Here is an 18,768-nt window from a genome sequence, read left to right as displayed (position 1 = left end):
CGCAGCGGCACCGGCTCGCTCCCCGCGCGACCCTTCCTTGACATGGAACGCTGTTCCAGACACGGTGTGGGTGTGCGCCTGACCGAGGTCCGAACGGTCCTGCTGACCGGCCCGTGCACCGGCGACCCCTGGCTGTCGGTCTTCAAGCAGAGCCGCTCGGCGGCCCTGATCGAGGTGCGCACCGGCACCGGCGAGACCGGCCTGGGCGAGACCTACGCGGGCTACTTCTTCCCCGAGAGCGTCCCGCTGATCGTCGAGTACCTGCGCCCGATCCTGCTGGCCGCCGAGGACTTCGAGCCCGGCGGCCTGGACGTGCGCGGCCTGGTCGCCCGCATGCGCACCTGCTTCCAGTTCTGGGGCCGGGTCGGCCTGGGCGCCGCGGTCCTGGCCGGCATCGAGGCCGCCCTGTGGGACCTGGCCGGCAAGCTCGCCGGCCTGCCGGTCCACCGCCTGCTGGCGGAGTCGGCCCCGGCGGAGCTGCCCGCGTACGCGACCGGCGGCCCGTCGCCGTGGCCCGTGGACGACCTCCTGCGCAAGGTCGAGTTCTACCGCGGCCTGGGCTTCGAGGCGGTGAAGCTGTCCTCGGGCTACCTGGACTCCGCGACCCGCTCCGAGCGGGACTGCACAGTGGCGACGGAGGTCGACAAGCTCGAGCGCCTGCGCGCCGAGTTCGGCACCGACCTGGGCATCCTGCTCGACGGGCACATGGGCCACCGCGAGGGCGAGTCACGCTGGGACGTGGCCGCCGCGCTGCCGGTGCTGCGCGCTCTGGCCGGGTACAACCTCATCTTTTTCGAAGAGCCGCTGCCGTATGACGACCCTTCGGGCTACGCGGTCCTGCACGCCGCCGGTCCGATCCCGATCGCCGGTGGGGAACAGCTGACGAGCGACGCGGAGTTCGCGGTCTTCGCCTTCGGGGTGGCCCAGCCGGACGCGGCCTGGCTGGGCATCGACGCCTTCACCCGGGTGGCCGCCCGCTTCCCGCGGGTGGCCCCGCACGCCTGGTCGGCGGGCGTGGGCGTGATGCAGAACGTGCACGCCGCCTTCGGCGTCCCGAACACGCTGATCGTGGAGCTGCCGCCGGCCGCGGGCCCGTTGCACACCGAGCTCTGGACGTTGGAGACCCGCGGCGGCCGAGTGGTCCGCCCGGACGAGCCCGGCCTGGGCGTACACCTGCCGCCGGGTGTCGAGGAGCGGTACCCCTTCCGCCCCGGGGCCGAGGAGTTCTCGAGCGTCCCCGGCAAACTGATGCGGAGCTAGTGCTGATGCACATCGTTCTGGCCCAGCCGATGGCGGACCGCTACCTGGCCGCGGTACGGGACCTGGCCCCCGACGCCGAGATCTCCCTGGGCCCGCCCGTCCCGGCGACGGCCACCATCCTCTTCGCCGACCACTGCCCACCGGACCTGCCGGCGCTGCGCTGGCTCCAGCTCGGCTCCCACGGCTACGCCCAGGCGGCGGGCGTGACGGCCCTCGTGACCAACGCGAGCGGCGTCAACGACAAACCGATCGCCGAGTGGTGCGTACTGATGCTGCTCGCCCTGTCGCGCAACTTCCCCGGCATGCTTTCGGCCCAGCATTCCCGCCGATGGGACCGCAGCCCGGCGTTCCAGACCGAGATCCGGGGCCGCCGCGTCGGGATCCTGGGGTACGGCAACATCGGCCAGGAGGTGGCCCGCCACTGCACGGCCCTGGGCCTGGAGATCTGGGTCATGACCCGCGGCGGCGTCCACGATCGCGGCCCGCGCTACGACCCGCTCGGCGCCGCGCCGGTCGCGCCGTCCAGATCCTTCGACCTCGCCGGCCGCGCCGCGTTCTACGCGGGCCTGGACGCCTTGATCGTGACCACCCCGCTGACGTCCGCGACCGCGGGCCTGGTCGACGCGGAGGCCCTGGCGACCCTTCCCCGGGGCGCCCTGCTCCTGAACCCGGCCCGCGCGGGGGTGGTCGACGAGCAGTCGCTGATCAACGCCCTCCGGGACGGCCACCTGGGAGGCGCCGCGCTGGACGACCACTACCGCCAGCCCATGCCGGCGGACGACCCGTTCTGGACCTTGCCGAACACCATCACGACGGCGCACATATCGGGCTCGACGGAAAGCCCGCACTACCTGGAGCGAATCTGGGACCTGTTCCTGACGAACCTGAGCCGCTACAAAACCGGCCGGCCACTCCTGAACGCAATAGCCGCGACGGACCTCCTGTAGGTTTCGACGACTGCGGCGCAGTCCGCGACCATCCGCATAGCCAGCGTTCACCCTCCGGCGAGCCCGGGCATCGTAGTGTGCAGGCGCGAGATGCCAGTTGGGTCACCCTGAACACCGTCGATGGGGGATGCGGGGTGGCAAAGCCCCCCGCTGGGGAGCGAGCGCGAGCGGCGGGGGGGGGTGCGGGGTGGCAAAGCCCCCCGCTGGGGAGCGAGCGCGAGCGGCGGGGGGGGTGCGGGGTGGCAAAGCCCCCCGCTGGGGAGCGAGCGAAGCGAGCGCGAGGAATCCACCGCCGACACGCGAAAGAGGGCGCAGCCCTATGAGCAGGCTGCACCCTCGGCGGTGGGCGATACTGGGATCGAACCAGTGACCTCTTCGGTGTGAACGAAGCGCGCTCCCGCTGCGCCAATCGCCCCTTCGTGTCGAACTGTACAGCACGGGGGGCGGGCGATGCATCCCGGTACCCCGCGTGTCGGTAGGGTGGAGGGTCTATGGCCCTGTATGCGCTGCTCATCCTGCCCTCCGCCAACCGCGTCTACGCCGACGCGTCCGTCGAGCTCACTCAGGCCGAGCTCACAGCGTTCGACCGTGGCGTGCTCGGGAACCGGCTCGCCGAGGTAAGGACGCGCACCGTCGGCGGCGTGCCCTACGTGACGTTCGAGGCGGACGCGATCACCGAACAGGACGCGGCCGTGCTCGGGAACCTCTCGTCGGTCTATGCGCTGTTCGAGGTCGTCGGTGACCTGTTCCGGCCCGTCGACGTCACGCGGCTCGATCGGTTCGACGACGATCTCATCACCATCCAGAAGTACCAGGGCAAGACGAACGAGCAGTTCACGAAGCTGCTGCTCAACGTCACGCTGCTGGCATCCGAGCACGCCAAGGACTTCCTCACCCGGCGGTTCCGCGTGCTCGACCCGCTCTGCGGGCGCGGGACGACGCTCAACCAGGCGCTGATGTACGGCTTCGACGCCGCCGGCATCGATCGGGACCAGAAGGACTTCGAGGCGTACGCGGCGTTCATCCAGACGTGGCTGAAGCGGAAGCGGATCAAGCACAAGGCCGAGTTCGGGCCGGTGCGGCGCGAGCGGCAGGTGGTCGCGAAGCGGCTGCGCATCGACCTCGCCGCCGATCGGGACGACTACAAGGCGGGCGCCACGCAGTCGTTCGACGTCGTGAACGCCGACACGATGCGGTCGCGGGAGTTCTTCAAGGACGGCACGTTCGACCTCGTCGTCACCGATCTGCCTTACGGGGTACAACACGGAAGTCGAACGGCCGGCAAAGGGCTCGTGCGCAGCCCGGAGGACCTGCTCGCGGAGGGTGCGCCGGTGTGGGCGCGACTGCTGCGGCCGGGCGGGGCGATGGGCATCGCGTGGAACACGTTCGTGGCCAAACGGGAGGTCGCGGCCGGCCTGCTGGCGGAGGCCGGGCTCGAGGTCGTGGACGACGAGCCGTACCAGTCCTTCCGCCACCGCGTCGACCAGGCCATCCTGCGCGACGTCCTGGTCGCGCGGAAGCCCGCCTAGAAGACCTCGGGGTCGGGGTGGAAGCCGACGCCGCGCAGTGTCCACCGTGGACCGTGCGCGGCCAGCCGCACCCGGAACGCGGCCCAGTCCCGCGCGGCCTGCGGTGACCACGCCACCTCGGCGATCGCCGGCAGGCGCGGGAACGTGAGCAGGTCGATGCCGTCGACGGTCGCGACCGTCTCGGTCCACAGTGGAGCCTCGACGCCGGCGACGTCGGCGTCGCCCGGCAGCAGCGCCGCGGGGTCCCAGTCGTAGGCGGTCCGCGTGGTGATGTGCCCCGCCCAGTCCAGCCCGATCGGGCTGTCCACTGTGTACTTCATGTCGAGGTACACGCGATCCGCCGGCGACAACAGGATCCGGTCGCCCTGCGCGATGGCGGCCAGCAGGTCCTCGTCGGGCTCGGGCTTGTGGCCCCAGTACTGCGCGATCCGCCCCGGCTCCCGCCGTGCCGGCCCGATCTGGTGCCACCCGACGACCGTCTTGCCGAGCGCGGTCACCATCGGCTGCACGCGGTCCATGAACGCCAGATAGTCCTCTGTGGACGTGCTCTGCGCCTCGTCGCCGCCGATGTGCAGGTACGGCCCGGGCGTCAGCGCTGCAACCTCGCGCAGTACATCCTGCACGAACGTGTACGTCGCCTCCCGGCCGACCGCGAGCGTGCTGAACCCGACATCGACGCCGGTGTACGCCGGCGGTGCGGTCCCGTCGGCATTGAGCTGCGGATACGCGTGCAGTGCGGCGTTCGTGTGCCCCGGCAGGTCGATCTCGGGCACGATCGTGACGTGCCGCTCGGCCGCATGGGCGACGATCCGCGCATACTCGGCCTGGCTGAAACACCCACCGGCCCCGCCCCCGACCTGCGTCGCACCGCCCGAACGCGCAAGTTCCGGCCACGACTCGATCGCAATGCGCCAGCCCTGGTCGTCGCTGAGGTGCAAATGCAGGAAATTTATCTTGTACCGCGAGAGCTCATCGACGAACCGCAGAACCACGTCGGGCCCGAAGAAATGCCGCGACACGTCGAGCATCGCCCCCCGGTAGGCGAACCGCGGCTCATCACGGATCCGTCCACCCGGGACGGTCCAGGGTCCGTCCTGGACGGTCGTAGCGTCCACTGAGGACGGCAGCAGTTGCAGGAGCGTCTGCACCCCGTAGAACAACCCCGCCGCCGTACGGGCCCGAACGACGACCGAGCCCGCGTCGACGTCGAGCTCGTAGCCCTCGTCCGCCCCCGTCGCGACCAGCCGCAGCTCGATCGCCGGGGCCGGATGATCCGCGACGACGGGCAGCGCGAACCCGGTCGCCGGCCGCAGCGCGCCGGCGAGGAACGCCCCGGCGGACGCCGAGTCCGAGCGGATCACCCCGTCGGCCGGCAGCACAAAGGTGACCCCGGAGGCGGGCTCGACGCGGGCCGGGACGGGTACGACCGTGATGTCGTTCATGTCCAAATCATCGCAGGAAAGCGGCGAGCAGGTCGGCCCCGAGCGCGGCGGTCGCCTGGACGTCGAGGGCGTGGCTGACGTACCGCCCGCGCCGGGTCGTGGTGAGCAGGCCCGCCTTCTTGAGGACCGCCAGGTGGCGCGACACCTCGGGCGCGCTGAGCTCCCACGCCTCGGCCAGCTCCCCGGTCGTGTGCGGCCCGCGCGCGAGCGTCCGGCACAGCCGCAGCCGGACGGGGTGCGCGAGCGCGTCGAGCCGCCGCCGCACGACATCGAGCGCGAGCGGCGCCGCGTCGTGCCGGTCCGCGGCCGGGTACTGCACGACCGGCCGCCAGCCCGGGGCGTGCACGGTGAGCAGGTGCGGCCGGTTGTACACCGAGGGAATGAACGTCACCCCGCCGACCCCGCTCGCCCAGTTGTCCTGGAGCTTGTCGAGCTGTACCTCCCGAGCCCCGCCGCCCCGCTCGACCAGCCCGACCGCGGGCGAGACGGCCTCGAGTGCCGCCCCGAGCCCGAGCCGCGCATGGATTTCCGACTTGTGCCGCGCATCGGCCGCGAGCCGATGCTCGACGCGCCGCCAGGCATCGGCAAAGAACGCGTCCGCACAGTCCTCGAGCAGCCGCCGTACAACGGCCCGCACGGAGCCGGGATCGGAGAGCAACCGCTCGGCGAACGCGGCCTGCCGAGGCCCCCGAGCGAGCGCAAGCTCCAGGGCCCGCTCGGCCGACACGGTACGGCGGAAGGACAGCCGGGAGGAGCCACAGGTGGTAACGAGCGCAGCGGCGACGTACACGTCGTCGGGAAGCCGGTCCACGTCGTCCAGCTCATCTTCCAGCGTCGCACCGGGCCGGGCCGGGACGAGGAAGTCCGCGCGGGAGGAGCGCCACAGGAACTCGGCCTCCAAGAGCCGATCGGCGAGCGCCGGCTTGAGCCCGGCGAGCGTCGCGGCCGCCCACGCCTGCGTCGCCGGATGGTGCGCCGGCTCCGCGAGGACGTGCAGCATCGACGTGAGCTCGGCCAGCGGCGAGGCGGCGAACGTCACGCACTCGGCCGGCATCCCGGTCACGTCGATGGTGAGCACCCACCCATCGTGCCAGCGTCCACCCGGTTACGGCCCGCCACTTGACGCGGATCGTCAATCGTCCGCCGCCGCGGCTACGCCTCCTCGGTGTTCCCGGCCCGATGAGCCTCCTGGCCGGCGGACCAGCCGCTCGCCGGCGTCACCACCCGGAGCCCGTCGGCCGGCCCGGGTTCGCCCGACAGCTCCCAGCCGCGGGGGAGGACCACGTTGGCGGTGCCGACCGCACCCGTCATCTCGAGCCGCTGTACGAACTGTGCGTTGGACAGGTCGGCGTTGCGGTGGAACTCGACGTCGCGCAGGTCCGCGGATCCCTGGAACCGGGCCCCGACCAGAACGGCCTCGCCGTAGAACTGTGCCGCGCGCAGGTCGGCATCGCCTTCGAACCGCGCACCACGAAGGTAGGCGAACCGTTCAAACCGCGATTTACGCATCCGGACGTTCCCGCGAAAGTGCACCTCGCTCAGATCGGCATCGCCGCCGAACTTCACGCCGTCCAGTGCGGCGACCGCGTGAAACTGGGTGCCGCACAGGCCGGCATCGCCGCGGAACTGCACGCCGACCAGTGCGGCGCTGCCGAAGAAGCTCGCCTTCCCGAGGTCGGCGACGCCGCGGAACTGCGCCTCACTCAGATCGGCGACTCCGTCGAAATGGACCTCGCGCAGATCGGCACGACGATGGAACTGCACCTCACGCAGGTTGACGTCGCCCCCGAACCATGACCCGCCCATGGTGGTGACACCGTGGAACTGCGCTTCGTGCAGGTCGGCCAGACCATGGAACTGCGCCTCCCGCAGGTCGGCGCGACCGCGAAACTGCGCCCCACGCAGAGTGGCGAGGCCGTGGAATCGCGCCCCGTGCAGGTCGGCGTGGCCGCGGAACCAGGCCGCGGCGAGGTCGGCGACGCCGTGGAACTGCGCCCCGCGAAGATCAGCGAGACCATGAAACTGCACGTCACCCAGGTCGGCGCGGCCGTGAAACTGCACCCCACGGAGGTTCGCGGCTTCGTGGAACCGCGTTTCGGTCAGGTCGGTGCGGCCGTGGAACTGCGCCGTGCTCAGACTCAGGCGACCGATCGTGCACCCACCGAAGCTGAAGTCGACGAGCACCGCACCGACGAGGTCGATCACCATTCGGCCCGCCCGAGCGTCAAGCCAGTACGCGTCGCCGAGCGCCTCGTCGAGATGGGTCTTCAGCAGGCGTTGCGCGGTCAGCCGGACCTGCAGCTCCTCGCGTCGCTCCGCCTCTGCGGCCGCATCCGGCACCACGCTGCCGGCGCCCGGGTGCTCCGGCGATTCGTGGGCGTTGCCGCGCAGGACCTCACTCGGAGGCTTGTAGGGCATCCGAAGGTACGCACACCAAACGTCCACCACCGTCTGGCGCAGCTTCACGTTGTCCTGGCCCAGCCGCTCCAGCGTGTACAAACCGGCCAGCCGGACCGCCGCCCGGTCGCTCGCCAACTGGTCGGCGGCCGCCACGTACAACGCCGTCGAACGCTGCTCCAATGCCTCGCTCTCCGCGAACCGCTGCGCCCTCTCGTTGTACAACTGCGCCCGCTCGCTGAGCATCTGCCGCCGCAACGTCATCAACAACGTCGCGCCGGCCGCCAGCGCCGCCGCCACGGTCAACGCGGTCTTGATCCGATCCAGCCGCAACTGATCGGCGTTCACGGAACCCGAGGAAAAAACGGAACCCGAGGAAGGAACAGCACCCGAGGCAGGATTCGCGGGCCCGGACGGGATCGGTACCGCAACGCTCAGCCACCACATCGCCAGCGCGCCGCCCGCGAAGACGGCCGCCACGATGACGACCGCCCACCACCAGGGCAGCACCTGTAGCGGCACATCGGCGGACGGCACCGGTTCGTGGCTCGTCCGGCTTGCTCGCCCGACCTTCGGCAGACCCATGCCCGGCATTGTGACCATCCGTGACCACGGAAACGCAGCGCGGAAGGTTCCGACTCCGGCGGCCGATCAGCTCAGGCCCCTCGACGAACCGGTGAGCCGGAAGGGTTGACGGGGATCGTCAATCGGCGTGACCGCCATGGGTGGTGGGGCGCAGGTTTGGCCGCATGCGATGGGGTGGGTTTGGCGCGCGGTACGCCGCGGCTCTCGCGGTCGACGCGATCGGAGCCGGGCTCCTCCGCCCGTTTCTCGTGGTCTACGGCGTCGGCGTCCTGGCGCTTCCCGCCGCGGCCACCGGGATCGCGCTCACCGCCGGGCTGCTCGCCGGGTTGGTCGTGGTGCCTCCCGTCGGGCGGTGGATCGATCGCGGCGCGCGGGTCGGGCCGGTCGTGGCGGCGCTCGTCGTGCGCGTGGCCGGGGTCGCGGTGCTGCTCGGGGCCCGCGGGCTCGGGGCGTTCGCCGTGGCCGCGGTGCTGCTCGGGGTCGGCAACCAGGCGTGGCCGCCCGCGCATGCGGCGCTCGTCAGTGCCATGGCCGGCGGGCGGGCCGACGGGGCGCTCGCGTTCGGGCGGGCGTTGCGCAACGGGGGGCTCGGGGTCGGGGCGCTCGTCGCGACCGTGGCGGTCGGGGCGGGGACCGGGGTGCTGCGGCTGCTCGCCGTCGGGACCATGGTCGGCTATGCGGTGGCGGCCGGGCTTGTCGGCACCATGCGCGTCACGGCCGCGACGAGCGTGCGCCGGAAGGGGAAGGGCCGGAGCCATCGGGTGCTCGTCTGGGGGAATCTTCCGCTCGCGCTGTGTTACTCCGTGCTCGAGGTCGTCCTGCCCGTCGTGCTCACCCAGCGGCTCCACGCGCCGGCGGTCTGGGCCGGGCTCATCTTTGCCGGGAACACGGTGCTCGTCGTGGTCCTGCAGGTTCCGCTCGTGGTCCGGCTCGCCGGGCGGTCGCGGCGGGGGCTGCTGGCCGTGGCCGGGGGAGTGCTGGCCGTGTCCTATGCCGGGTTCTGGGTCAGCGGCAGCGCCGGTGCGGTCGCCGGGGTCGCTGTGGTGTACACCGTCGGGGAGCTGCTCTACGCCGGATTCGGCACGGCCCTCGTAGCCGCCGCGGCGCCGTCCGGTGAGGTCGGGCGGGCGCTCGCCGGGTTCCAGCTCTCCACCGGTGTCGCCAACGCGCTCGCGCCCGCGTTGCTGCTCGGGCTGCTGCAGGCCGGTGAGGCTCCACTGTGGAGCGGGCTGGTCGTCGCCACCGCCCTCGGGGGGTGGGTGATCGGGCGGTGGGGGCCGGTGCCGCCGGAGCGGGCCGAGCTCAGCGGCGCTGAACCTGTGGTGGCGGCACGGGCTGGCGGTTCTGGTTCTGGCGCGCCTTGACGGCCAGGCGGCTCAGGTAGATCAGCGCGCCGCCCAGCACGCCGACGTCGTCGAGGTAGATCGGGTCGGGGAGCAGGTCGATGGGGAAGATCGTGTAGAGGATCGCGCCCCAGATGACCCATTTGCCGCCCAGGCCCATCGCCTGGAGGTACTTGCCGGTCTTCCACACCCGCACGGCCAGAACGATGGCCACCACCAGGACTGCGATAAGCACCAGGGTGCCGATCACGAAGAGGGCGTAGAACCAACCGTCCGACATGGTTCGAGTTTACGGGTGATACTGCCCCCATGCCCGTCGAGCCGCCCGTCATCGTGAGCACCGACCCGCGCTCGTTCCCCCACTCCGTGCTGCGCGACCGGCACCCCGCGATCGTCAAGCGGGTGCTCGAGGCATATCCGTACGCGCCCGAGGTACAAGAGCGGCTTGGAATGCTCTTGCAAGAGGACCTGGTCCGGCCGCTGGGTGAAGAGGCGCACGATTTCGAGGCCTGGGGCGTCTGGGGGGCGGGGATGTTCGGGCGGTCGTGGTACGACGTGCCGTTCCTCTTCGCCGAGAACTTCTTCTATCGCCGGCTGCTGGAGGCGGTGGGCTACTACGCGCCGGGGGCCTGGCGCGGGATCGACCCGTTCGGGCCGCAGAAGGCCGTCGACCTGCCGGGGGAGCGGGAGCTGGCCGAGCTCGACGCGCTGCAGCGGCTGCCGGAGGAGGAGCAGGCCGCGGGGGTGGTGCGGGCGGCGCTCTGGGGCAACCGGGCGGACCTCGGGTTCGGGCTCGTCAAGGAGAAGAAGGAGCGGGTCGAGACGCCGCTCGTCGACGACAGCGCGCGGCTGTGGGCGCTGACACGCGGCGGGCCGGTGATCGTGGTCGCCGACAACGCCGGGCGGGAGCTGCTGCCCGACCTGGTGCTCATCGACTTCCTGCTGCGCACCGGGCGGGCGTCACGGGTCGAGCTGCACGTCAAGCCGGCGCCGTACTTCGTCTCCGACGCCCTGACCGCCGACGTGCTGGCCGAGCTGGGGCGCTTCCCCGTGGGCAGTGCGATCGGCGGACGGCTGGACGGTGCGCTGCGGAGCGGGGCCTTGCAGCTGTACACCGAGGACTTCTACTGCGCGCCGCTGACCTTCCACGACGCGCCGGACGGGCTCGCGGCGCGGTTCGCGGCGGCGGAGCTGACGATCCTCAAGGGGGATCTCAACTACCGCCGCCTGGCCGGGGACCGGATGTGGCCCGCGACCACGTCGTTCGGGGAGGTCAGCGGGTACTTTCCGGGGCCGGTCGCCGCGCTGCGGACGGTGAAGTCCGACGTGGTCGCCGGGCTGGACGCGGGCGCGGAGCGGGGACTGCCCGCCTCATGGCGCACCAGCGGCGCTTTTGCCCTTGTCCAAGTGCGAGGCTGAGGTCGGGGAGGAGAAGGTCGGGCCGGCCCAGGACTTGCAGGAGTTCGTCATGCTCCGCACTCTGCCGTGACGGACTTGGCGGGCGCTTGCGGCCGGCTTGCGAAGGGCCGCAAGCGTGCTCTGGGTCACCCCCGGGAGTGGCTTTTGTATGGGTGTACCGGGGTATCGCGCCACCTCCCGATGGAGAGGAACGCGCGCATGCAACCTGAAGGCGACGAGCTGGCGCCCCAACCTGATGTGGACGCCCCGCCCGCGCCGGAGAGCGTTTCGGCGGCGCCCGCGCCCGCGGTCGGGTCCGCGCCGGTCGGTGGCACCGCGCCGGTCAGCGGTCCGGCGCCGGTCAACGGATCGGCGTACCGGCCGGTCGGGGGCTCGCCGGGGAGCCTGGCGGCGCTGTGGAACGACGCCGACCGGCAGCGGATCAAGACCAAGTGGCAGGAGCTCCAGCTGCGGTTCATCGACGACCCGCACCTGGTGGCGGGGGAGGCGGAGCGGCTCGTGCAGGAGGCGGTGGCCTCGCTGACCGCGTCGCTGGACACGCGCCGGGGCCAGCTGCACCAGCAGCGGGCCGCCCGCGGGCTGGACACCGAGAATCTGCGCGCCTCGCTGCGCGACTATCGCGAGTTCCTCGACCGCATCCTCGGATTGTGAGGGGTACCCATGAACTCCACGACGATCACGATCGGCCTGGTGGTGCTGGCCCTGGCGGTCGGCGGCTGGATCCTGCTGCGCGGGGGCAAGGAGGAAGAGGAGGAGCTGGAGGAGGCGGTGGCCGCGCCGGCCGCGCCCGTGGCCCAGCCCCGGCCGCCGTCACCCGGGACGGCCGCGGCGGCCGGCACCATGGCGACCGGGATGCCGGCGGCCGCGGGGATGCCGCCGGCGGCGGGGATGGCGCCGGCGGCGGGGATGCCGGCCGGCGGGATGGCCCCGGCGGCCGCGATGCCCCAGGCGGCCGCGCCGATGTCGTCGGTGCCGTACGGCGGCGGCTTCACGGTCAACTCGTCGCTGACGAGCGAGGCGCACGCGTACGAGGTGCGCAACCGCTGGCAGGAGCTGCAGCTGCGCTTCGTCGACGACCCGCAGACCGCGGCCGGGGAGGCCGAGCGGCTCGTGGACGACGCCCTCGCCGGGGTGACCGCCTCACTCAACGCGCGCAAGGACCAGCTCAGCAACTGGCGGGTGTCCGGCCGCGACGACACCGAACAGCTCAGGGCCGCGGTCCACGGCTACCGCGACTTCCTCAACCACCTCGTGGGAGCGTGAACGATCGGCTTCGTTTGAGCGGGGGTGCGAGGCGGGAATACCTCCATTGAAGGAGGACCGCCATGACAGCCACCCAAGTATTGGTCACGATCATTGTCCTGGTCGTGATCGCCGCGCTCGGCTACGGCATCTGGTTCGTCACCCGGCGGCGGGCCCTGCAGAACCGGTTCGGCCCCGAGTACGACCGGGCCGTAGCCGAGGGGGACAGCCGCCTCGCCGCCGAGCGTGAGCTGCGTGAGCGCGAACGGCGCCACGCCGAGCTCGAGCTCAAGGAGCTTTCCCCGGAGTCCCGGGCCCGATACACCAGCAAGTGGGAGGAGATCCAGGCCCGCTTCCTGGACGACCCGGCCGGCGCCGTGCGTGACGCCGACGCGCTCGTGACCGAGCTGGTCGCGGAGCGCGGGTACCCCACCGGCGACTACGAGCAGCACCTCGCCCACCTGTCGGTCGAGCACGCCCGCACCATCGGGCACTACCGCGACGCCCACGAGATCTCGCAGCTCTCGGACCGTGGTGAGGCCACCACGGAGCAGCTGCGCCAGGCCGTCGTGCACTACCGCACGCTCTTCTCGGAGCTGCTCGGCACCGACGTGACCCCCACCGCGAGCGACCGGGCCGAGGACGCGGAGCCCGCCGCCCGTGCGGCCGAGCACGACGCCGAGCACGTCACCGGCTTCGACGACCCGGAGGCCCGCCACGACGCCGCGCTGCACCGCGCGGACGACGAGGTCGACGACGAGCCCGCCGCCGACGTGGCGAACGACGTGCCCGCCCAGCGCAACGGCGGCGACGTGCCGCATGACACCCGCAGCCGGTCGTGAAGGGGAAGGCGATGACGCAGCAGGAGCAGCACCACACCTACGTGCCGGGGCAGCGCGACGGCGAGCAGGAAGAGCACGCCGTCGGTACCGCGCACGCGCCCTACGAGGAGAACGACGAGCGCGGCGGCGAGGAGGCCTACCCGGCCTCGACGTACGCCTCCGGCTCGGCCGACACCGACGTCGCCGACCGTGACGACGTGGAGGTCGTCGACCGCGACGAGGCCCTGGCCGAGGACGAGCGCGGGGACGACGACAACGGGGATCGCGACGACGACACGCGCGCCGTCGACCAGGCCGAGGTCGACGCGGCCTACGACGACGCGGTGCGGGAGAACGAGGTCCGCGAGACCGACGACGAGGACGTCGACGACGTCGACGCCGCCTACGACAACGCGGTGCGGGAGAACGAGGTCCGCGACACGGAGGCGGACGCCGAGGCCGGCGAGGCCCCCGCGGCCGTCGAGGACGAGCGCGACGAGGCCGAGATCGCCAGCGCCGAGGCACAGGAGGACCGGCAGTGGGCGGCGGAGCACGCCACCGAGCTGGGCGCCGGCTCGACGAACCTCGACGACGACGAGACCGGCGACGAGAACGACCTCGACGAGACCAACCTCGACGACGAGCCGGCCGCGGTCGCCGCGCCCGTGGCGGTCGAGGAGATGACCGGCGAGGCGGACGCCGACGAGGACCGGGACCGGGACCGGGACGAGACCCCGGCCGGCTCGACGCCGGGCTCCGTGGACGTGACCGCCGTCGGGGCGATCTGGGCCGACGGCGCCGCCGACGGCCTGCGCGAGCGGTGGCGCGAGCTGCAGCTGCGCTTCATCGACGAGCCCCGCTCGGTCGCCGACGAGGCCGACGCGCTGGTCGGGGAGGCCCTCGACACCATCACCAACTCCCTGCAGGCCCAGCGGCGCGAACTGGCCAACTGGCAGAACGAGCCGGGCGACGACACCGAGCGCCTGCGCGCGGCCGTCCGCGGCTACCGCGACTACCTGGACCGCCTGCTCGGCATGTGACGACCCGAACGCGAAAGGCCCGCCGGTGCGGCGGGCCTTTTGTCGTGCGTTACCCGATGGTAACGTGCCTTGGTACCGGCTAGTACCGAGGGAGCGGCCAGTGCACACGCGGATCGCGATCATCGGCGCCGGCTTCGGCGGGCTCGGCGCCGCCATCCGGCTCAGGCAGCGCGGCCAGACCGACTTCGTCGTGTTCGAGCGTGCCGGCGAGCTCGGCGGCACCTGGCGCGACAACAGCTACCCGGGCTGCGCCTGCGACGTGCCCAGCCAGGTGTACTCCTTCTCATTCGCCCTGAACCCGCGCTGGACGAGCACGTACTCCCCACAGGCCGAGATCTGGGACTACCTGCGCGCGTGCGCCGACCGCTTCGGCGTCCGCCCCGCGATCCGCTTCGGCACCGAGGTGCACTGCGCGTACTGGGACGCCGCCGCGGCCCGCTGGCGTATCGAGACCACGCAGGGAGGCTGGACCGCCGACGTGCTCATCGCCGCCGGCGGCCCGCTGAACGAGCCGGTCATCCCGAAGCTGCCAGGCCTCGAGACGTTCCGCGGCGAGGCCTTCCACTCCGCCCGCTGGAACCACGACGCCGTCCTCGCCGGGCGCCGGGTCGCGGTGATCGGCACCGGCGCGTCGGCGATCCAGATCGTGCCGGCGATCCAGCCCGAGGCCGGGAAGCTCACCGTGTTCCAGCGGACCCCGGCGTGGGTGATGCCCCGCCGGGAGCGTCCCCTGCGGGCTTGGGAGCACCGGGTGTACCGCCGGATCCCGGGCGCCCAGCGACTGATGCGCGCACTCGTGTACTGGCAGACCGAGGCGACGGTGCTGGCCTTCCTGCGCCCGGCGCTCATGCGCGTCGCGGAGCGGGCGGCGCGGGCGAACCTGCGCCGCGGGGTGCCCGACCCGGGGCTTCGGGAAAAGCTCACGCCGCGGTACCGCATGGGCTGCAAACGGGTGCTCAAGTCCGACGACTACTACCCGGCCCTGGCGCGGGACAACGTCGAGGTCGTCACCGACCCGATCGCCGAGGTGCGCCCGCACGCCGTCGTCACCCGCGACGGCACCGAGCACCCGGCCGACGTCATCGTCTTCGGCACCGGGTTCCGGGTCACCGACCTGCCGATCGCCGAGCGCATCCGGGGGCGCGACGGGCGCAGCCTGGCCGAGCACTGGCAGGGCAGCCCGCAGGCGTTCCGCGGCACCACCGTGGCCGGCTTCCCGAACCTCTTCCTGCTGCTGGGGCCCAACACCGGTCTCGGCCACAACTCGGTCGTGCTGATGATCGAGGCCCAGATCGCGTACGTCCTCGACGCCCTCAAGACCCTGGACCGCAAGGGCATCCGGGCGCTGGAGCCCCGGCCCGAGGTTCAGGCGCGTTTCGTGGCCGGGCTCGATCGCCGGATGGCGGGCACGGTGTGGTCGACCGGCTGCCGCAGCTGGTACATCGACGCCACCGGCCGCAACTCGACGCTCTGGCCCGGGTCGACGTGGGCGTACCGCCGCCGCATGCGCCGCTTCGACCCCGCCGCGTACCGGGAGATCACGACATGACCATCCACTACGTGCGCGAGGGCGCCGGCGAGCCGCTCGTGCTCATCCACGGCATCGGGCACCACTGGCGGGCCTGGGAGCCGGTCATCGCCCCGCTTGCCGAGCACCACGACGTGATCGCGCTCGACCTGCCCGGCTTCGGCCGCTCGCCCGCGCCCGCGGTCAACCTCGGCATGCCGACCGCCGTCGCGGCGCTGGCGGAGTTCTTCGCCGACCTCGGCCTCGACCGCCCGCACGTGGCCGGCAACAGCCTCGGCGGCGCGATCGCGCTGGAGCTGGCCGCGGCCGGCCTGGCCCGCTCGGCGACGGCGCTGTCCCCGGCCGGCTTCGCCACTCCGGAACAGGTGCGGCGGGCCCTGCGCGTGCTGCGCAGCCTCCGCTTCGGCGCGTTCACCCCGGCGCCGGTGCTGCGCGTGTTCTACCGCACCGCGTTCGGGCGCCGGTTCTCCTTCGGCGCGCTCGTCGTCGACCCGACGGTGCTCACGCCCGAGCGCGCGCTCGCCGACACCCTGGCGCTGCGCGGCGGGCGGGGGTTCGCGGCGGTGGCCCGGCACGGGTCGCGCTACGCGTTCGCGGGCGACCTGGGCGCGGTCCCGGTCACCGTGGCCTGGGGCGAGCGGGACCGCATCCTGCTGCCCGTCCAGGCCCGGCGGGCCCAGGAGGTACTGCCGAATGCGCTCTTTCAGGAACTGAAAGGCTGCGGCCACGTGCCGATGAGCGACGACCCGGACGCGGTGGCCCGGGTCGTGCTCGCAACCGCCGCTAGAACCGGACCAGCGTCCGTGCTCCCTGACCGGCCCGCATCCGGCTGAACGCCTCGCCGACGTCCGCCAGCTCCACCTCGTCGGAGACGAGCGCGGCCAGGTCGAGCCGCCCCGCCCGGTAGTGCTCGAGCAGGATCGGCACGTCGACCGCCGGGTCGGTGCTGCCGTACATGCAGCCGACGATGGTCCGGGCGAAGAACGCGACCTCGAGGGCGTTGAACGTCACCGGGTCCTGGGCCGAGCCGAGCCCGACCACGGTCGCGGTCCCGCCGCGGCGGGTGGCCGACCAGGCGGCCCGGATGGTCTCGCCGCGCCCGACGCACTCGATCGCGTGGTCGGCCCCGAGGCCGCCGGTCAGCGCCCGGATCTCCTTGGCCAGCCCGGCGTGCGGGGCGAGGTAGTGGGTGGCGCCCAGCGACAGGGCCAGCGCCTCCTTGGCCGGGGCGGGGTCCACCGCAATGATCGCCGAGGCACCGGCGAGCCGCGCGCCCTGGATCGCGGCCAGGCCGACGCCGCCGAGCCCGACGACGACCACGGTCTGGCCCGGCCGGACCCGCGCCGCGTTCGTGACCGCGCCGACGCCGGTGAGCACCGCGCAGCCGAGCAGCGCGGCCTCCGCGAGCGGGATGTCGTCGGGCACCGGGATGCACGCGTGCGCGCCGACGACCGTCTCGGCCGCGAACGCGCCCGTGCCCAGGCCCGCGTAGACCGGCTCGCCGGCCGCGGTCGCGAACGGCACGCCGCGGGCGTCGTCGGCGTGCACGCACAGGTAGGGCTCGCCGTGCTCGCAGAACCAGCAGGCCCGGCACGGCGGCGACCAGTTCAGCACCACGTGGTCGCCGGGTGCCAGGCCGGTGACGCCGGCGCCGGTCTCGACCACGACCCCGGCGCCCTCGTGGCCGAGGACGGCCGGGAAGGGCTGGCGCAGGGTGCCGTCGGCCAGCGACAGGTCGGAGTGGCAGACCCCGGCCGCGGCCAGCCGTACCCGCACCTGGCCGGGCCCGGTCGGGTTGAGCTCGATGTCCTCGACGGCGAGCGGCCCGTCGAGCGCGCGCATGACCGCGGCCCTGGTCACAGCTGCACCGACTTCACGGCCGTGAACTCCTCGTACCCGTGCACGCCCAGCTCGCGGCCGTAGCCGGAGTGGCCGATGCCGCCGAAGGGCGCGAGGGGGTTGAACGATCCGCCGTTGATGTCGACCTGGCCGGTGCGCATGCGCCGGGCGAAGGCCACGGCCCGGTCGCGGTCGGCCGACCAGACGGCGCCGGCCAGCCCGTACCTGGTGGCGTTGGCGATGCGCACGGCGTCGTCCTCGTCGCGGTACCGAATGATCGACAGCACCGGCCCGAAGATCTCCTCCTGGGCGATCGCGGCATCCGGGTCGACGCCCGCGAAGACCACCGGGGCCACGTAGTAGCCGACGGACGGCACCTCGCCGCCGCCGAACGCCACCGTCGCGCCGTCGCGCCGGCCGCGCTCGATGTAGCCGAGCACCCGGTCGCGCTGCGCCGCCGAGGCGAGCGGGCCCAGGCGGGTCGCCGGGTCGGCGGGGTCGCCCACGGTGTACTTCGCCGCGGCCGCCACCGCCAGCTCCACGGCCTCGTCGTGGCGGGACTCGGGCACGAGCATCCGCGTCCACGCCGTGCACGTCTGGCCGGAGTTGAGGAAGCAGTTGCCGATGCCGACCTTCACCGCGGCGGCGAGGTCGGCGTCGGGCAGGATCACGTTTGCCGACTTCCCGCCCAGCTCCAGCGCCACCCGGGTCACGTTCGCGGCGGCGAGCGCGGCGACCCGGCGGCCCGCGGCCGTGGAGCCGGTGAACGAGACCAGGTCGATGCCCGGGTGCCCGGCGAGCGCCGCGCCCGTCGGGTCGCCGTAGCCGTGGACGACGTTGTACACCCCGTCGGGGATGCCCGCGGCCCGCACGAGCTCGGCGAGGCGGTTGGCCGAGAGCGGGGCGACCTCGCTGGGCTTGTGCACAACGGTGTTGCCGGCCGCGAGCGCGGGCGCGACCTTGGCGACCGTCTGGTGCAGCGGGTAGTTCCACGGCGTGATCGCGCCGACGACGCCGACCGGCTCGCGGTACACCTCGGAGTTGCCGATCCGCTGGGGCTCCTCCGGCGCCCTGAGCAGCTCGATCATCGAGCCGAGGGTGGCCAGCGGCAGCCCGACCTGCACCTTGCGGGCGATCGGCAGCGGCGCGCCCATCTCGGTGCTGATCAGCTCGGCGAGCTCCGGCGCGGCCGCGCTCATCGCGTCGAGCAGCGCCTGCAGGCGCGCGGCCCGCTCGGCGCGGGGGAGGGCGGCCCAGGCGGGCTGGGCGGCGCGGGCGGCCGCGACGGCGCCCGACACGGTGTCCGGCGAGCCGGTCGGGACGGAGCCGATGACCTGTTCGGTGGCGGGATTGACGACGTCGATCACGTTGCTTCG

Annotated in this window: 17 protein-coding genes and 1 tRNA gene; 11 read left to right on the top strand and 7 right to left on the bottom strand. The window is 72.9% G+C overall.

What is annotated here, in order from left to right:
* Positions 1-72 precede the first annotated feature (72 nt).
* Positions 73-1,260, top strand: a complete 1,188-nt coding sequence (locus tag AB0B76_RS17920; RefSeq protein WP_360375914.1) for a mandelate racemase/muconate lactonizing enzyme family protein — start codon at positions 73-75, stop codon at positions 1,258-1,260.
* A 5-nt stretch (positions 1,261-1,265) separates the two neighbouring features.
* On the top strand, positions 1,266-2,207 hold the full coding sequence (locus AB0B76_RS17915; RefSeq protein WP_360375912.1) for a D-2-hydroxyacid dehydrogenase: 942 nt from the start codon (positions 1,266-1,268) through the stop codon (positions 2,205-2,207).
* A 343-nt stretch (positions 2,208-2,550) separates the two neighbouring features.
* On the opposite strand, the gene AB0B76_RS17910 is transcribed toward AB0B76_RS17915, so the two are convergent.
* Positions 2,551-2,622: transfer RNA gene (locus AB0B76_RS17910), tRNA-Val, on the bottom strand.
* A gap of 76 nt (positions 2,623-2,698) precedes the next feature.
* Between AB0B76_RS17910 and AB0B76_RS17905 the strand changes: the two genes are divergently transcribed.
* Positions 2,699-3,736 carry an SAM-dependent methyltransferase gene (locus tag AB0B76_RS17905; protein ID WP_360375910.1) on the top strand — a complete coding sequence of 346 codons (1,038 nt, stop codon included), beginning with the start codon at positions 2,699-2,701 and terminating at the stop codon, positions 3,734-3,736.
* Here the strand turns inward: AB0B76_RS17905 and AB0B76_RS17900 are convergent.
* The 3 genes from AB0B76_RS17900 to AB0B76_RS17890 all read right to left on the bottom strand — a co-directional run bounded on the left by AB0B76_RS17900 (position 3,733) and on the right by AB0B76_RS17890 (position 8,160).
* On the bottom strand, positions 3,733-5,178 hold the full coding sequence (locus AB0B76_RS17900; RefSeq protein ID WP_360375908.1) for a beta-N-acetylhexosaminidase: 1,446 nt from the start codon (positions 5,176-5,178) through the stop codon (positions 3,733-3,735). The two genes, AB0B76_RS17905 and AB0B76_RS17900, sit on opposite strands and share 4 nt — an antisense overlap.
* Positions 5,179-5,185: 7 nt before the next feature.
* Positions 5,186-6,256: a DUF5937 family protein gene (locus AB0B76_RS17895; protein ID WP_360375906.1), complete on the bottom strand. Its 1,071-nt coding sequence runs from the start codon at positions 6,254-6,256 to the stop codon at positions 5,186-5,188.
* 74 nt (positions 6,257-6,330) lie between these two features.
* The gene (locus AB0B76_RS17890; protein WP_360375904.1) at positions 6,331-8,160 is read right to left on the bottom strand and encodes a pentapeptide repeat-containing protein; all 1,830 of its coding nucleotides are present in this window, start codon (positions 8,158-8,160) and stop codon (positions 6,331-6,333) included.
* A 164-nt stretch (positions 8,161-8,324) separates the two neighbouring features.
* Here AB0B76_RS17890 and AB0B76_RS17885 point away from each other — a divergent pair, with 164 nt between their 5' ends.
* Positions 8,325-9,524 (top strand): MFS transporter, encoded by a 1,200-nt coding sequence (locus AB0B76_RS17885; RefSeq protein WP_360375902.1) that lies wholly within the window; start codon positions 8,325-8,327, stop codon positions 9,522-9,524.
* On the opposite strand, the gene AB0B76_RS17880 is transcribed toward AB0B76_RS17885, so the two are convergent.
* Positions 9,463-9,783: a YkvA family protein gene (locus AB0B76_RS17880; protein WP_360375900.1), complete on the bottom strand. Its 321-nt coding sequence runs from the start codon at positions 9,781-9,783 to the stop codon at positions 9,463-9,465. The two genes, AB0B76_RS17885 and AB0B76_RS17880, sit on opposite strands and share 62 nt — an antisense overlap.
* 29 nt (positions 9,784-9,812) lie before the next feature.
* On the opposite strand from AB0B76_RS17880, the gene AB0B76_RS17875 reads away from it, so the two are divergent.
* The 7 genes from AB0B76_RS17875 (at position 9,813) to AB0B76_RS17845 (ending at position 16,386) form a co-directional block, all read left to right on the top strand.
* Positions 9,813-10,922, top strand: coding sequence for a damage-control phosphatase ARMT1 family protein (locus tag AB0B76_RS17875; protein ID WP_360375898.1), 1,110 nt, complete (start codon positions 9,813-9,815; stop codon positions 10,920-10,922).
* Between the two features lie 198 nt (positions 10,923-11,120).
* Positions 11,121-11,573, top strand: a complete 453-nt coding sequence (locus tag AB0B76_RS17870; RefSeq protein WP_360375896.1) for a hypothetical protein — start codon at positions 11,121-11,123, stop codon at positions 11,571-11,573.
* Between the two features lie 9 nt (positions 11,574-11,582).
* Positions 11,583-12,185 carry a hypothetical protein gene (locus tag AB0B76_RS17865; protein ID WP_360375894.1) on the top strand — a complete coding sequence of 201 codons (603 nt, stop codon included), beginning with the start codon at positions 11,583-11,585 and terminating at the stop codon, positions 12,183-12,185.
* A gap of 62 nt (positions 12,186-12,247) precedes the next feature.
* The gene (locus AB0B76_RS17860; protein ID WP_360375892.1) at positions 12,248-13,006 is read left to right on the top strand and encodes a hypothetical protein; all 759 of its coding nucleotides are present in this window, start codon (positions 12,248-12,250) and stop codon (positions 13,004-13,006) included.
* A gap of 11 nt (positions 13,007-13,017) precedes the next feature.
* Entirely contained in the window at positions 13,018-14,025 is a 1,008-nt protein-coding gene (locus AB0B76_RS17855; RefSeq protein WP_360375890.1) for a hypothetical protein, read from the top strand.
* Positions 14,026-14,125: 100 nt separating this feature from the next.
* The gene (locus tag AB0B76_RS17850; RefSeq protein WP_360375888.1) at positions 14,126-15,574 is read left to right on the top strand and encodes an NAD(P)/FAD-dependent oxidoreductase; all 1,449 of its coding nucleotides are present in this window, start codon (positions 14,126-14,128) and stop codon (positions 15,572-15,574) included.
* Positions 15,571-16,386 carry an alpha/beta fold hydrolase gene (locus tag AB0B76_RS17845; RefSeq protein WP_360375886.1) on the top strand — a complete coding sequence of 272 codons (816 nt, stop codon included), beginning with the start codon at positions 15,571-15,573 and terminating at the stop codon, positions 16,384-16,386. The genes AB0B76_RS17850 and AB0B76_RS17845 overlap by 4 nt, the downstream gene beginning before the upstream one ends.
* On the opposite strand, the gene AB0B76_RS17840 is transcribed toward AB0B76_RS17845, so the two are convergent.
* Complete coding sequence (locus AB0B76_RS17840) at positions 16,337-17,413, bottom strand: Zn-dependent alcohol dehydrogenase (protein WP_360375884.1); 1,077 nt, start codon at positions 17,411-17,413, stop codon at positions 16,337-16,339. The genes AB0B76_RS17845 and AB0B76_RS17840 overlap by 50 nt on opposite strands.
* A complete protein-coding gene (locus AB0B76_RS17835; protein WP_360375882.1) occupies positions 17,410-18,759 on the bottom strand; it encodes an aldehyde dehydrogenase family protein in 1,350 nt (449 codons plus the stop codon). The genes AB0B76_RS17840 and AB0B76_RS17835 overlap by 4 nt, the downstream gene beginning before the upstream one ends.
* Positions 18,760-18,768: the final 9 nt, after the last annotated feature.

The organism is Dactylosporangium sp. NPDC049140 (genome assembly GCF_040648435.1).
This window is presented reverse-complemented; position numbering and strand designations above follow the sequence as displayed.